Origin of the sequence: Erythrobacter sp. BLCC-B19, from assembly GCF_028621955.1 — a bacterium.
GTDB lineage: Bacteria > Pseudomonadota > Alphaproteobacteria > Sphingomonadales > Sphingomonadaceae > Erythrobacter.
Genome location: NZ_CP117516.1, coordinates 682,449 through 695,980, shown reverse-complemented (window position 1 = coordinate 695,980; position 13,532 = coordinate 682,449). Strand labels below are relative to the sequence as shown.

15 protein-coding genes are annotated in these 13,532 nt (G+C 66.9%); 11 read left to right on the top strand and 4 right to left on the bottom strand.

Annotated elements, in window-relative coordinates:
- Positions 1-27 precede the first annotated feature (27 nt).
- The 3 genes from galE (at position 28) to PS060_RS03030 (ending at position 1,952) form a co-directional block, all read left to right on the top strand.
- On the top strand, positions 28-1,029 hold the full coding sequence (gene galE, locus PS060_RS03040) for a UDP-glucose 4-epimerase GalE (protein ID WP_273985371.1): 1,002 nt from the start codon (positions 28-30) through the stop codon (positions 1,027-1,029).
- Between the two features lie 105 nt (positions 1,030-1,134).
- The gene (ykgO, locus tag PS060_RS03035) at positions 1,135-1,260 is read left to right on the top strand and encodes a type B 50S ribosomal protein L36 (protein WP_017666014.1); all 126 of its coding nucleotides are present in this window, start codon (positions 1,135-1,137) and stop codon (positions 1,258-1,260) included.
- Positions 1,261-1,349: 89 nt separating this feature from the next.
- On the top strand, positions 1,350-1,952 hold the full coding sequence (locus PS060_RS03030) for an HAD-IA family hydrolase (protein WP_273985369.1): 603 nt from the start codon (positions 1,350-1,352) through the stop codon (positions 1,950-1,952).
- Between the two features lie 286 nt (positions 1,953-2,238).
- Here PS060_RS03030 and PS060_RS03025 read toward each other — a convergent pair whose 3' ends face one another.
- Positions 2,239-2,583 carry a CC_3452 family protein gene (locus tag PS060_RS03025; protein WP_273985368.1) on the bottom strand — a complete coding sequence of 115 codons (345 nt, stop codon included), beginning with the start codon at positions 2,581-2,583 and terminating at the stop codon, positions 2,239-2,241.
- Positions 2,584-2,791: 208 nt separating this feature from the next.
- Here PS060_RS03025 and PS060_RS03020 point away from each other — a divergent pair, with 208 nt between their 5' ends.
- Together PS060_RS03020 and recQ are read left to right on the top strand one after the other, a co-directional pair.
- Positions 2,792-3,343, top strand: a complete 552-nt coding sequence (locus tag PS060_RS03020) for a winged helix-turn-helix transcriptional regulator (RefSeq protein ID WP_273985366.1) — start codon at positions 2,792-2,794, stop codon at positions 3,341-3,343.
- Positions 3,344-3,419: 76 nt separating this feature from the next.
- Entirely contained in the window at positions 3,420-5,219 is a 1,800-nt protein-coding gene (gene recQ / locus PS060_RS03015; RefSeq protein WP_273985364.1) for a DNA helicase RecQ, read from the top strand.
- Here the strand turns inward: recQ and PS060_RS03010 are convergent.
- Positions 5,216-6,070: a hypothetical protein gene (locus tag PS060_RS03010; protein WP_273985363.1), complete on the bottom strand. Its 855-nt coding sequence runs from the start codon at positions 6,068-6,070 to the stop codon at positions 5,216-5,218. The two genes, recQ and PS060_RS03010, sit on opposite strands and share 4 nt — an antisense overlap.
- Positions 6,071-6,117: 47 nt before the next feature.
- Positions 6,118-7,608: a YifB family Mg chelatase-like AAA ATPase gene (locus PS060_RS03005; RefSeq protein ID WP_273985360.1), complete on the bottom strand. Its 1,491-nt coding sequence runs from the start codon at positions 7,606-7,608 to the stop codon at positions 6,118-6,120.
- Positions 7,609-7,787: 179 nt separating this feature from the next.
- Between PS060_RS03005 and PS060_RS17000 the strand changes: the two genes are divergently transcribed.
- From PS060_RS17000 to yihA, 6 genes are all read left to right on the top strand, one after another.
- A complete protein-coding gene (locus tag PS060_RS17000) occupies positions 7,788-8,843 on the top strand; it encodes a hypothetical protein (RefSeq protein WP_337960231.1) in 1,056 nt (351 codons plus the stop codon).
- Between the two features lie 99 nt (positions 8,844-8,942).
- Entirely contained in the window at positions 8,943-9,077 is a 135-nt protein-coding gene (rpmH, locus tag PS060_RS02995; protein ID WP_026092078.1) for a 50S ribosomal protein L34, read from the top strand.
- 126 nt (positions 9,078-9,203) lie between these two features.
- Positions 9,204-9,593 (top strand): ribonuclease P protein component, encoded by a 390-nt coding sequence (gene rnpA / locus PS060_RS02990; protein ID WP_273985358.1) that lies wholly within the window; start codon positions 9,204-9,206, stop codon positions 9,591-9,593.
- Positions 9,590-9,799 carry a membrane protein insertion efficiency factor YidD gene (yidD, locus tag PS060_RS02985; protein ID WP_273985357.1) on the top strand — a complete coding sequence of 70 codons (210 nt, stop codon included), beginning with the start codon at positions 9,590-9,592 and terminating at the stop codon, positions 9,797-9,799. Before rnpA ends, yidD begins: the two co-directional genes overlap by 4 nt.
- Positions 9,800-9,872: 73 nt before the next feature.
- Positions 9,873-11,663 (top strand): membrane protein insertase YidC, encoded by a 1,791-nt coding sequence (yidC, locus tag PS060_RS02980; RefSeq protein ID WP_273986833.1) that lies wholly within the window; start codon positions 9,873-9,875, stop codon positions 11,661-11,663.
- A 4-nt stretch (positions 11,664-11,667) separates the two neighbouring features.
- Positions 11,668-12,348: a ribosome biogenesis GTP-binding protein YihA/YsxC gene (gene yihA, locus PS060_RS02975; RefSeq protein ID WP_273985355.1), complete on the top strand. Its 681-nt coding sequence runs from the start codon at positions 11,668-11,670 to the stop codon at positions 12,346-12,348.
- A 13-nt stretch (positions 12,349-12,361) separates the two neighbouring features.
- On the opposite strand, the gene PS060_RS02970 is transcribed toward yihA, so the two are convergent.
- Positions 12,362-13,510, bottom strand: a complete 1,149-nt coding sequence (locus tag PS060_RS02970) for a M14 family metallopeptidase (protein ID WP_273985352.1) — start codon at positions 13,508-13,510, stop codon at positions 12,362-12,364.
- Between the last annotated feature and the right edge of the window lie 22 nt (positions 13,511-13,532).

Sequence of the window (13,532 nt, the reverse complement as noted above, 5' to 3'; positions counted from 1 at the left end):
ATCGGTGATAGGTCAGCCCACATGAACATGAACCGCAAATGTCCCGTGCTGGTCACCGGCGGTGCTGGCTATATCGGCAGCCACGCGGTGCTGGCGCTGGTCGATGCCGGCTGGCCGGTGGCGGTGATCGACAATCTGACGACCGGCTTCCGCTTCGCCATCCCGGAAGGCGTGCCGCTGTATGAAGGCGACATCGCCGATGCCGATCTGCTGGCGCGGATCTTTGCCGATCAGGGCACGCAAGCGATCATGCATTTCGCCGGTTCGATCGTGGTGCCCGAGAGCGTCGAAAATCCGCTCAAGTATTACGAGAACAACACCGCCAAAAGCCGTGCGCTGATCGCGGCGGCGGTGCAGGCGGGGGTGGCGCATTTCATCTTCTCCTCGACCGCAGCGACTTATGGCATTCCCGAGGTCGCCGCTGTGTCGGAGGACACACCCCAGCGCCCGATCAATCCCTATGGCTGGTCGAAGCTGATGACCGAGCAGATGCTCGCCGATGTCGCCGCCGCCCATCCGCTCAACTTCGGCGTCTTGCGCTATTTCAATGTTGCGGGGGCCGATCCTAAGGCGCGCAGCGGGCAATCGACCGCAGGTGCGACGCATCTCATCAAGGTCGCGATCGAGGCAGCGCTCGGCAAGCGCGAATCGGTGAGCGTGTTCGGCACCGATTACGCGACGCCCGATGGCACAGGGGTGCGCGATTACATCCACGTCAGCGATCTGGCGGCGGCGCACGTGCTGACGCTGGAGGCGCTGATTGCCGATCCGGCGCGCTCGTTGACAATGAACTGCGGCTATGGCCGAGGGTTCTCGGTCAATGAGGTGCTCGACGCGGTCGACCGGGTGACGAATCGCAAGCTCGACCGCCGCATCGAAGGGCGGCGCGCGGGCGATCCCGATTCGCTGATTTCGAACCCTGGGCGGCTGAAGGCGACGCTCGGCTGGGAGCCGGCGCACGCCGATCTCGACACGATCATCGCCCATGCCCTCGCCTGGGAGCGCAGATTGAGCGATCTGAGAGGGTGAACCGACCAGACTCGGATTGACCTGAGCCGCCAGCGTCGCTAACGGCACGCTTCAATTTCCGCGCGTCGGGGCTGATCCGGCGCGCTTCTTGTTTGGAAAACCGCCATGAAGATCGTCAACAGCCTCAAGTCGCTCAAGGGCCGTCACCGCGACAACCGCGTGATCCGTCGTCGCGGCCGCACCTATGTGATCAACAAGACCGACCGTCGCTTCAAGGCCCGTCAGGGCTGATTTGGCGCTGCTGCCCGATGGGCGGCTGACGGATTTGGCGGCCCGCCTCCTCACCGGAGCGCGGGCCGCAAGCGTTTGGGATTGCCGCAATGCGTAAGGCCGTGGTGTTCGATATCGGGCGGGTGCTGTTCCACTGGCAGCTCGGCGCGCTGTTCGAAAAGCTGATCGATGATCGCGCGGAGCTGGAATGGTTTCTTGCCAACGTGGTCACCGAGGAATGGCACTTCGAGCATGACCGCGGCCGTGCGCTGGCCGACATGGTGCCCGAGCGAATCGCGCTTTACCCGCAATACGAGACGCACATCCGCGCCTATGCGACGCGGTTCAACGAGACGGTGCCGGGCCCGGTCGAGGGCTCGCACGAGTTGGTCGAGCGACTGGCGGCGGCGGGAGTGCCGCTCTACTGCCTGACCAATTTCGGCGATGAGTTCTTCGCGATGTTCCGCCCGACCCAGCCGGTGTTCGATCACTTCGAAGACATCATCGTCTCGGGCACCGAAAAGGTCGCCAAGCCCGATGCGCGGATCTACGAGATTGTCGAGGAACGCAGCGGGCGTAGGGCTGAGCAGCTGTTCTTCACCGACGACAACGCCGCCAACATCGCCGCCGCGAGGGCGCGCGGGTGGGACGCGCATCTGTTCACCGATGCGGTGAGCCTTGAGGCGCAGCTGGTCGCGGCAGGATTGTTGTAGAGGGCGCGCGTTGAAGCGCTGACCCGGTCGCGCAGCGACCGCAAGGCCGACCGGCCGCCCGCAGCGATGCGGCCTTCAGGCCGCGTGAGCGAGGATTTCGCGCGCCGGACGGCGTGCGGAACAAAAGAACTCACCGAGGACGAACCCGCGGATGCGGGTTCGACAAACAAGCACCAAGCCCTAAAAAAACAACCCCCGGTGCCGGGGCACCGGGGGTTCTGGCTCCGTCCGGGTTGGAGAGGGGGGACGCCCGGACAGAGAGGGACTTCGTGCGGTCAGGCGGCGATCAGCCGTTGCACTTGGCCAGTTCTTCGGCTGTGATTTCCTGACCGTCGACCTTGAAGGTAGCGACTTCACCGAACTTGCGGTTCAGGCCGCGGCACACGCGCAGCGGGCGGGCGGTGGTCTTGTTGGCAACGCAGGTCGCGTCCTTGCACGCCCATGCCACGCCATCGGCCACGGCCTTGGTTTCGCTCGCCGGGGCCGACAGCGTCGCGGTGTAATAGGGCGCGCCAGCAGCCTGCAGGGGCGCAGCGCCGCTGGCGACGCCGAACGAAAGGCCGGTGTACAGCAGCGCCGAAGCGAGGATTGCGAACTTGCCGCTGCGGGGGATCGAGAGGGTGTTGATCATCGGGGAATCCTTTGCCTGTTTTTGTGTGGGGCGGGTGCCCCTGTGGTCTCACTCACCGTATTTTGCAATGCAACATTTCGATTCGAAACCAGTTGCTATTCGCTACCTAACAAACTAGGTTGTGAGTTGCAACTGAAAACTGAAATTTTTTTGTGTGGCCTCGAAAATCGGTTATACATCACCCCGGAAGGGGAAGGGACACAGACCTATGGGTGATTTGAGAGAACCGCTGCGCGAACTCATCGAATGCGGGCTGCCGCAGGCGCTCGAGGTGATGGGGGAACGCTGGTCGTTCATGATCCTGCGCGCCAGCTTCAATGGTCTCAAACACTTCGAGGAATTCCTGAGCGAGCTGGGCATTGCCCGCAACATCCTCTCCAACCGCCTCGCCAAGCTCGTCGAGCATGGGATCTTGAAGCGCGAACCCTGCGCCGATGATCGCCGCAAGATCGAATATCGCCTGACCGAAAAGGGCTTCGACCTGCTGCCTGCGATGCTCGCGCTGCGGCAGTGGGGGCAGCGCTATGGCGCAGAGCACGTGGTCGAAGACCCGGTGCTGGTCGACGAACGGGATCGCTTGCCGATCGGTCCGGTCTCGATCCTCGCGCATGACGGGCGCATCCTCGGCCCGCAGGATCTGTGGCTGGTGCGCCCGGCCAACCTCGGCAAGCGCGCCGACGGCAGCATTGCAACGCCTGGCGCTGACCTTGCCAAGGGCGACGTTGTCGATCTTGCGTCCAAGAAGGCAGTCTCACGCTGAATTCTCAGGGATAAGCGGTCGATAGGCGCCATGCTGCGGGTGCCCATCACGCCCCGCTTCGGCTAGAGCGGCGGCCATGCGTGTGGCCGTCCCTCCTGAATGCCATGAAATCCTCCATCGCACCTTCGGTTATCCCGCCTTCCGCGGGCAGCAGGAGGCGGTGATTTCCCGCGTCATGGCGGGGGCGAATACGCTTGCGCTGATGCCGACGGGGGCGGGCAAGAGCCTGTGCTACCAGATCCCGGCGCTCGCCCGCTCTGGCACCGCCATTGTCATCTCCCCACTGATCGCGCTGATGCACGACCAGATCCGCTCGGCACGCGCGGCGGGGATCCGCGCGGCCTCGATGACTTCGGCGGATTCGGACAATGCAGCGACCGCCGAGGCCTTCCGTTCGGGCGAGCTCGATCTGCTCTACGTCGCCCCCGAACGCGCCTCGACGCCCGGATTTCAGAGCCTGCTCGAACGCGCACCCGTGTCCCTGTTCGCCATCGACGAGGCGCATTGCGTGTCCGAATGGGGGCACGATTTCCGCCGCGATTACCGGATGCTGCGCCCGGTGCTCGACCGCTTCCCGCAGGTGCCGCGCCTCGCACTGACCGCCACCGCCGACCGGGCGACGCGGGCGGACATTCTGGTGCAGCTCGGCATCCCCGACGAGGGGCTGATCGTCGCCGGGTTCGACCGCCCCAACATCCGCTACGCCATCACTCCGCGCGACAACGGCCCGCGCCAGATCACCGAACTGCTCCAGCGATTGGACGGCGCCGGGATCGTCTACGCCCCAAGCCGTAAGCAGGCCGAGGACTTGGCCGCCGCCATCACCCGCGCAGGCCGCGAGGCAGGGTTCTACCATGCGGGACTGGAGCCCGAGCGCCGCGCCCGCGTGCAGGCGGAATTCGTCGCTTCCGAAAGCATGGTGATGGTCGCGACCATCGCCTTCGGCATGGGCATCGACAAGCCCGACGTGCGCTTCGTGGTCCATGCCGGGCTGCCCAAGTCGATCGAGGCCTATTATCAGGAAACCGGCCGCGCTGGGCGTGACGGCGACCCTTCGGAGGCGCATCTGTTCTGGGGTGTCTCCGATTTCGCCCGCGCGCAGCAATGGCTGGCCGAGGTCGAGCCAGAACGGCTTGCGACCGAGAAAGCCAAGCTTGCCAGCCTCTCGGCGCTGGTCGAGACACCCGAATGCCGCCGCGCGGTGCTGCTGCGCCATTTCGGCGAGACCCCACCCGGATCTTGCGGCAATTGCGACAATTGCCTCAACCCGCCTGAGGTGATCGACGCGAGCGAACTGGCGCAGAAGCTGCTCTCGGCGGTCTATCGCACCGGGCAGAGCTTCGGGATCGGCCATATCGAAAAGGTGCTGCTGGGCCGCGCCGATGATCGGATCACGGCGCGCGGGCATGACAGGCTTTCGGTGTTCGGGATCGTCGGCGCGGGCGAGGCGCGGCTGCTGCGCCCGCTCGCCCGCACGCTAGCGGCGAAGGGAATGCTGTCCGCGACCGAGCATGGCGGGCTGATGCTGGGGCCGGAGGCACGCGGGGTGCTGAAGGGTGAACAGGCCGTGGGCATTGCCGAACCGCCGGTAAAGCGCGACCGTCGCAGCCGCCGTGCGCGGGACGGTGAGGGCGGCGCGCCCAACCCCGTCGGCAACCCGCTGTTCGAGGCGCTACGGGCCAAGCGCAAGGCGCTTGCGAGCGAACATGGCCTGCCCGCCTATGTCATCTTCCACGATTCGGTGCTGCGCGACATGGCGCTGCAATGCCCCGAAACGCTGGCCGAGCTGGGAACGATTCCGGGCGTGGGGGCCAAGAAGCTGGAGACCTGGGGGCCGGACTTCATCGCAGTCGTACGCGAGCACCTGAGAGGTTAGGGCTTGGCCCGCCGCACCGTGTAGTCGATCCTGATCCGCACCCACGTGCCGAACTGCTCGCGCCCGCCGAGGCGCGCGGGGCGGACGCGGAACTGCCATGCGGCGGCCAGCACGGCGCGGCCCATCATCGAACCCTGCGGGCCTTCCGCCAGTAACCCGCAATCCTCGACGTAATAGCCGCTCACGACCTTGCATTCGATCAGCGCATAGCCCGGGCCGTTGGCGGTCGAGAGATAGCCGGCCAGCTCCTGATCGGTCGGTTCGCGATACCAGCGCGCGGCATAGAGCGGCTCGCCGTTGCGCGCCGTGCCGACCTTTTCGCTGTCACCGACCGTGCGCGGATTGCCGGTGTCTGCCGGGCCAATCGCCGCGCCGGGCCTGATTCGCGCCCCGATCTTGGGCGAGGGGCTGGCGCTGGGCCTGGCCTCGGGTTGGGGCTGGGCGGGCGGTTGCGGCGGCGGGGCAGGCTGCGGATTGCGGCTCAGCGGAGAGGGCCGCGGCGCTTCGGGCAGTGGGAGCGCGGTATCGGGCACCGGCTGCTGCGGCGCGGCGGCGCTGGCCTGCTCCTCGGCGGCGGGGGGCTGCGCGGTCTCGGGCTGCGGTTCGGGAGGCATTTCGATCGCGACGAACGGCGTGAATACCTTTTCCTCATCCTCCTCGCCGGCGATCTTTGCGCCGAGCGTCAGCAGCAACAGCACAATCAGCGATTCGAGCAGGAGCGCGATGGCGAGGCTGGCGAGCTTCCTCTGGCGCGAGGCATCGCGGATCACGGCAAGCCAATGCGCTGGCCAGCGCGCAGGGCCGCGCGGCTGTTCCATCGCCAGTGCTGAAGGGTCGTCGGTAATCGCCAATGCGCCTTGGTTCGGGCCGGGGGGAGGGGCGGCCCTGATGGCGCTCCTTAGCCCGTCATCAGCCGATAGGATAGCGCCTCGGCAATATGCACACGGCCCACGGTCTGCGCCCCCGCGAGATCGGCGATGGTGCGCGCGACTCGCAGCATCCGGGTGTAACCGCGCGCGGACAGGCGCAGCTTTTCCGCGGCTTGCAGCAACAGCTTGCGCCCGGCCTCGTCAGGGGTGGCGTGGTGTTCGAGGGTTTCTCCCTCCAGCTCGGCATTCGACCTGACCCCGCGCGCGGTCTGCCGAGTGCGAGCAGCAGCGACCCTGGCGGCAACCTCGGCGCTGCCCTCGGCGGGCGGGGGGAGCGCCATGTCGAGCGCGCTCACAGCACCGACATGGACGTGAAGATCGATGCGGTCGAGCAGGGGGCCGGACAGGCGGGCCTGATAATCGCCCACGCAGCGCGGATACTTGTTGCAGTTGCGCGCCGGATCGCCGGCATAGCCGCAGCGGCACGGGTTCATCGCGGCGACCAGCTGGACGCGGGCGGGGAAGGTGACATGGGCATTGGCGCGGGCGACATCGACCTGGCCGGTTTCGAGCGGCTGGCGCAGCGAATCGAGCACCGGGCGCTGGAATTCGGGCAGTTCATCAAGGAACAGCACGCCCAGATGCGCAAGGCTGACCTCGCCGGGGCGAACCTTCAACCCGCCGCCCGTGAGAGCCGCCATGCTGGCCGAATGGTGCGGCGCGCGGAAGGGCCGCGCGCGGCTGATGCGGCCTGCCTCAAGCATCCCTGCGACCGATTGCACCATCGACACCTCAAGCGCCTCGGCCGGGGTGAGCTCGGGCAGGATGCCGGGCAGGCATGAGGCGAGCAGGCTCTTGCCCGATCCGGGCGGGCCGACCATCATCAGATTGTGCCCGCCTGCCGCGGCGATCTCGAGGGCGCGCTTGGCGGTTTCCTGCCCCTTCACTTGCCGCAGGTCATTGCCGTGGGCCGCGCCCGTCACCTGCCCGCGCGCAGGCTCGGGGAGGACGAGGCTGCCCTTGAGGTGCCCCAGCAGGCTGGTGAGATCACGCGGCGCCAGCACCGGCACCCCGCTTGCCCAGCGCGCTTCCGGGCCTTGCTCCATCGGACAAATCAGCCCAGCGCCGACCGTGCTCGCATGGAGCGCGGCGATCAGCACGCCGGGGCTGGCGACCACCCGGCCATCCAGCGCGAGTTCCCCCACCGCGATCCAGTCTCCCAATTGTTCGGCATCGGTCGCGCCCATTGCGGCGAGCAGGGCAAGCGCAATCGGCAGGTCGAAATGCGATCCGTCCTTGGGCAGATCGGCGGGCGAGAGGTTGATGGTGATCCGCTTGGGCGGCAGCGCTAGGCCGATGGCGGCGATCGCGGCATAGACCCGCTCGCGGCTTTCGCTCACCGCCTTGTCGGGCAGGCCGACCACATTGAAGCGCGGCAGGCCGGGGCCGATGTGGCACTGCACCTCCACCTCGCGCGCTTCCAGCCCGAGGTAGGCAACCGTTCTCACCAGCGCGACCATCGGCAACCCCCGTCTTCCGCCCCGACCGGGTTTGTGCAGGTTTCTGAGAGACTTGTCGAGCGTTTCGCCGATGTTGCGACGATCCCCCTCCGGCAGCGCGGCTAGGTGCGGATACTAAGGCTTTTTTAAAGCATAAATCTTGGCGAATTCGGAAGGGGCGCGGGGCGATTGTCCGGGGCATGAACCGCGCTCTTGCCCTTATTTGTGCTGCGCTCGCCCTGCTGCTGCCAAGCAGCGCGGTGCTGGCGCAGTCCGGTGCGCGGGTCGTCTCGAGTGTCAGCTGGGTCGAGGAATGGGATCCGGCCACCGGCCAGTGGGTGCGGGTCGATGATACCCCCGCCGCAGCCCCCGTGGCCTTCGCCCCCGCCGTAACTGGCAACGTCACCACGACCGTGACCCGCGCCGGTTCGCAGACCATCACCGAGACCGTGATCGAGCAGCCGGTGCGTTTCATTGCCGGCGCGCCCCGCGTTCCGGCAGCAGGCGCGGGGATCGCGCGGTTCGGGCCGTTCCGGGTGATCGATGGCAGGCGCGCAGCGATTGTCGGCACCACCGACGCTGCCAGCCCGCAAGCCTTTGCTGCGATGCTCGCCGCCTTCCCCGGGATTGAAGTGATCGAATTCGCCGACGCGCCGGGCACTTCGCATGATCTTGCCAACCTGCGCCTTGGCCGCGCGATCCGCGCCGCCGGCCTTGCGACCCATGTGCCTGCCGGCGGATCGGCCCGCTCGGGCGCGGTCGAGCTGTTCCTTGCCGGCACCCGCCGCACGGTCGATCCGGGCGCGCTGTTCGCCGTGCATTCGTGGCGCGACGAGCGCGGGCGCGAGCCTGCCGATTTCGCCCCCGATGCGCCCGAAAACCGGCTCTATCTCGATTACTACGCCGAAATGGGCATGGCCCCCGATCAGGCCCGTGCCTTTTATGCGATGACCAATTCGGTGCCGCACGCGGGCGCGCTGTGGCTGGAGGGGGCCGAGATGGCGCGCTGGATCGCGCCTGAAGCGGACGCGGGCCAGCGCGTTCCGGCATCGCGCTCGGCCCCGGCTTCGCTTGCTGACCCCCTGCGGCTGGCGCTCGCGCGGTCAGGCCTTGCTCTGGTCGATGCGCTGCGGGCGCCGTGGCGGAACGGCGCGGATGGTTCTGCGGTCACGCTGGCAGCCCCGCAGCTCGCCTATGCCGACCTTGGCGGCGATCTTCGTTGGGGGCTGCTTGACTCAGGGGCGGCTTTCCCATAACGGCCCCGGTCTGTTTTGCGGTCCGCAGCGATGCGGCCCCGGTTGGCGTGTGAGTGATTCTCTGCCGCACGTTCCGCCGGTCAGCTTTTCGAGGATGATATGAAGCGTACCTTCCAGCCCAGCAATCTCGTGCGCGCCCGTCGTCACGGCTTCTTCGCCCGCAAGGCCACTCCCGGCGGCCAGAAGGTGCTTCGCGCCCGTCGTGCGCGCGGCCGCAAGAAGCTCTGCGCTTAATTTTCTGGCGCCCTCAGGCGCCGGGCGCGGGCCGTCCGGCCCGCTTGGCTTTCGCGGCATAGGCCGCGGCGGGCAGTCGCCCTTGCGGGCTCCCTTCGGGAGCCCGTTTGCGTTATCGGCGAACCCATGATCTCCGTCCTCACAAAGCGCGCCGATTTTCTCAGCGCCAATTCCGGCACCCGTAATGCGCGGGCGGGGTTTGTGCTGCTTACCCGGCCCAACGACGGGCAGGGCATCCGCTTCGGGATCACCGTCACCAAGAAGATCGGCAATGCCGTGGTGCGCAACCGCATGAAGCGGCGCTTTCGCGAGTTGCTGCGTGCTGCGCTGCCGACCGCTGGCCTGCCCGATCACGATCACGTGCTGATTGGCCGCGCGGGCGGGATCGAGCGGGACTTTCACCTGATGGCCGATGAACTCGCCAAGGCGCTTGAACGCGCGCGCGACGGGCGCGGCGATCCGGCGGGTGGGCGGCGGCCCCGCAAGGGCAATCGGAGCGGGGGGCGCCGCAAATGAAGCAGCTGCTCATCCTCATCGCGCGCGGCTGGCAGCTTGGCCCGTCGCGCATCCTGCCGCCCTCGTGCCGCTACTATCCATCCTGCAGCCAATACGCGATCGAAGCGATCGGGAAATACGGCGCGCTTAAGGGTGGATGGATGGCAGCGAAGCGGCTAATGCGCTGCCACCCCTGGGGCGGCTGCGGGCATGATCCCGTGCCCTAGGAGCGCTGGGAGGGGTGGTAAAGCACCGCCTTATCCCCATAATACACTTTGCGTCGCATACTCTCGGGGCTTGATCTTGAACAATCGCAATCTTCTGCTCGCTGTCGTGCTTTCGGGCCTGCTCATTCTCGGGTGGGACATGGGGATGCGCTACATGTATCCCGAGGCCACGATTTCGACGCAGGCCAATCCGGGCACGGCGGCGCAGGCCAAGCCAGGTGCGACGGCGACGACACCGGCTGCGGGCACTGCCCCCGGTGCCAGCGGGCTGGGCGGCGAAGCGGCTGCGGCGGCCAAGGTCGATCTCAAGACCGCGCTCGCCAGCGCCAACCGCGTCACCATCGATACGCCCCGCCTTGCCGGGTCGATCAACCTCGTCGGCGCGCGGATCGATGACATCGTCCTCAAGGATTACCGCGAGACGGTGAAGAAGGATTCCGGCCCCGTCCGCCTGTTCGCGCCCGAGGGCACGCCAGTGCAATACTTCGCCGAGTTCGGCTTTGTCGCAGGCGGCGTGCGGCAGGCGCCGAACCTGGTGTGGCAGGCCGACGGCACGAAGCTGACGCCGACCTCGCCGGTGACGCTGACCCACACCGACGCCAATGGGGTGACCTATTCGCAGCGCTTTGCGATCGACAAGGATTACATGATCACCGTTGCGCAATCGGTGACCAATGCCAGCGCGGCCCCGGCGGTCGTCCAGCCCTTTGCGCTGATCAAGCGCACCAGCGTCAATGCGACGCTTGACCAGTTCGTCTCCCATTCCGGCCCGGTCGGGGTGTTCGGCGGGACGCTGTGGGACCCCCATTCCTATGACGAGCTTGCCGAACTGGGCGCCGAGAATCCCGCGGGCAAGCCTGACTGGCTCGGCTTTGCCGATCAATACTGGCTCGCCGCACTGGTGCCGGGCGACGGCAAGGGCAATGTCAACGTCGGTGAAGCGGGGTTCAAGGCGCTGCCGGGCACGGGCAAGCTGTTCCGCACCGATCTGCTCTATGGCACCACCACCGTCCCTGCAGGCGGCAGCATGGCGCAGCAGACCCGCCTCTATGCCGGGGCCAAGGACAGTCTGATCCTCGACAAGTACGAGGATGGCGGCATCACCTATTTCGGCAAGGCGATCAGCTGGGGCTGGTTCGAGATCTTCGAAAAGCCGATCCTGTGGCTGCTGCGCACGCTCAATAGTCTCGTCGGCAATTTCGGGGTGGCGATCATCCTGCTCACCGTCATCATCCGCGGGCTGATGTTCCCGATCGCGCAGAAGGGCTTTGCCTCGATGGCGGCGATGAAGGCGGTGCAGCCGAAGATGAAGGAGATCCAGGAGCGCTTCAAGGACGACAAGCAGCGCCAGCAGCAGGAGATCATGAAGCTCTACAAGGACGAGAAGGTGAACCCCTTGTCCGGCTGCCTGCCGATGCTGATCCAGATTCCGGTGTTCTTCGCGCTCTACAAGGTGCTGGTGCTGGCGATCGAGATGCGGCACGAGCCCTTCGTGCTGTGGATCAAGGATCTCTCGGCGCCTGACCCGGCGCATATCCTCAACCTGTTCGGGATGCTGCCTTACGATGTGCCCGCGGGCTTCCTCGCCATCGGCCCGCTTGCGGTGCTGCTGGGGATCACCATGTGGCTGACCTTCAAGCTCAATCCGGCGGCCATGGACCCAGTGCAGCAGCAGATGTTCGCGATCATGCCGTGGATCCTGATGTTCGTGATGGCGCCCTTTGCCGCGGGCCTGCTGCTCTACTGGGTGACTTCGAACATCCTGACGCTGGCGCAGCAGAGCTATCTCTATTCCAAGCACCCGCAGCTCAAGGCGGCGAACGCGGCGGCGGCAGCAGCGGCGGAGAAGGCCGGGAAGGGATAGCGGCGTGACCGATCCCGAACGTCAGGCCGAGGCCGAGGAAGCGGCATCGCGGCTCTTTTCAGGGCCGGTCGATTTCCTGCGCTCTGCCCCGCAGCTGCAATTCCTGCCTGATCCGGTGGTGCCCGAGATTGCGTTCTGCGGCCGGTCGAACGTCGGCAAGTCCTCGCTGCTCAACGCGCTGACGGGGCGCAAGGCGATTGCGCGGGCTTCGGTGACGCCGGGTCGGACGCAGGAGCTCAACTTCTTCGATGTCGGCAGGCCCGAGGATGAGGGCGCTCTGCCGCTGTTCCGGCTGGTCGATATGCCGGGTTATGGCTTTGCCAAGGCGCCGGTAAAGGTGGTCGAGAAGTGGAAGGCGCTGGTGAACAGCTATCTGCGCGGGCGGCAGGTGCTGGCGCGCACGCTGGTGCTGATCGACAGCCGCCACGGCATCAAGGACGTGGACCGCACGATGATGACGATGCTGGATCAGGCTGCGGTCGGATACCGGATTGTCCTCACCAAGACCGACAAGATCAAGGCGAGCGACCTCGAAAAGGTCGCAGGCGCCACCGCCGCCGAAGCGAAAAAGCACGTCGCCGCGCACCCGGACATCCACCTCACCAGCAGCGAAAAGGGCATGGGCATCGCCGCCTTGCGCGCAGCCGTGGTGGCCGACGCTCTGGGTGAGGAGTGGATGGGCTAGGCGCGCGCTCGCCTTATTCGCCCAACGCTTTCAGCATCCCCTCTGCCAGCGCCTGTGCCGCCGCTCGGGTCGCGGCGCGGTCAGCCTTGTCGCCGACCTCATAGGTATAGGCGGGGATGGCGTAAGTCGCGTGAAACCAGTTCTTCGTCGTGCCGCTGCCCGGATTGGCGTTGCGCTTTTCGATGGTGAAGGGATAGCCCGCGAAGGCCGCTTCCTTGCCCTCCAGCCATGCGCCAAGGAAGCGCTGCTGCGCCGGGGTCGCCTCGGCATCGCCCTGCACATAGAACAGGTTGCGGCTGGTGGAGTGGAAATCCACCATCAGCACCGGACGCACGCCTTGGGGCAGGGCATCGAGCCATGCCTTGACGCTTCGGGTTTCGGGCTGGGTGAAGGCGCCCCAGTCGCGGTTCAGATCGACTGCGCCACGGTTCGCGCGCCAGTGCCCGCGCACCACGCCATCGGGGTTGAGCATCGGTACAACCAGCACCTGCACATCGCCTAAGTCCCCCGCTCGGGCGGCGAGGGCACCCACAAAGGCCTCCATCGCAATTGCGCCAGTCACTTCAGGAGGGTGCTGCCGTCCGAGCAGCACCACCAGCCGGGGCGCATCGGGGCGGCCCAGCCGGATCGCGTCAATCGGGCGGCCATCATGCGAAGTGCCGAGGGTGAACACCTCTGTCCCGCCCTGTTCCGCCCAGCGCGAGAGCGCCTGCCGGGCCAGCACCGGCTCCATCAACTCCTGCGCAGCAATGACGCCTGCGCCGGGCGGCAGATCGATCCGCGCAGCTTTGCCATCGGCGCTGACTTCGGCCGGAATCTCGCGCCAACTGCCGTCGGTGGCGAGCTTGGGGGCGTAGCGATGCCCGCCTTCGAGATAGCGCAAGGTCACGCTGACAGGGCCGTCGCCCTGCGCGGTGTAGCGGAAGGCATACCACGGGCTGGGGTTGATCGGCGGGGCGTGTTCGGGGGTGACGAGCAGTTCGAAGGCGCGCTCCCCCGTCACCGCGCAGGCGAGGGGAGGCGCGCCGTCGAAATCATAGGCGATGGTGACGCTGGCCGAACGGCAGCTGTTCGCCCCCGCCGCCGCCATGTCGGGCGCGGGAGGCGGCGATGCCGCGCAGCCCCCCGCCAGCAGGGCCAGCCCGGCCCAAAGGTGTCGCATCGCAATCCCCATGGGCCGGGAG

Bases quoted from the DNA above. Each gene is read 5' to 3' on its own strand.
- galE (WP_273985371.1), top strand. From the start codon at position 28: ATGAACCGCAAATGTCCCGTGCTGGTCACCGGCGGTGCTGGCTATATC.
- ykgO (WP_017666014.1), top strand. From the start codon at position 1,135: ATGAAGATCGTCAACAGCCTCAAGTCGCTCAAGGGCCGTCACCGCGAC.
- PS060_RS03030 (WP_273985369.1), top strand. From the start codon at position 1,350: ATGCGTAAGGCCGTGGTGTTCGATATCGGGCGGGTGCTGTTCCACTGG.
- PS060_RS03025 (WP_273985368.1), bottom strand. From the start codon at position 2,583: ATGATCAACACCCTCTCGATCCCCCGCAGCGGCAAGTTCGCAATCCTC.
- PS060_RS03020 (WP_273985366.1), top strand. From the start codon at position 2,792: ATGGGTGATTTGAGAGAACCGCTGCGCGAACTCATCGAATGCGGGCTG.
- recQ (WP_273985364.1), top strand. From the start codon at position 3,420: ATGCGTGTGGCCGTCCCTCCTGAATGCCATGAAATCCTCCATCGCACC.
- PS060_RS03005 (WP_273985360.1), bottom strand. From the start codon at position 7,608: ATGGTCGCGCTGGTGAGAACGGTTGCCTACCTCGGGCTGGAAGCGCGC.
- PS060_RS17000 (WP_337960231.1), top strand. From the start codon at position 7,788: ATGAACCGCGCTCTTGCCCTTATTTGTGCTGCGCTCGCCCTGCTGCTG.
- rpmH (WP_026092078.1), top strand. From the start codon at position 8,943: ATGAAGCGTACCTTCCAGCCCAGCAATCTCGTGCGCGCCCGTCGTCAC.
- rnpA (WP_273985358.1), top strand. From the start codon at position 9,204: ATGATCTCCGTCCTCACAAAGCGCGCCGATTTTCTCAGCGCCAATTCC.
- yidD (WP_273985357.1), top strand. From the start codon at position 9,590: ATGAAGCAGCTGCTCATCCTCATCGCGCGCGGCTGGCAGCTTGGCCCG.
- PS060_RS02970 (WP_273985352.1), bottom strand. From the start codon at position 13,510: ATGCGACACCTTTGGGCCGGGCTGGCCCTGCTGGCGGGGGGCTGCGCG.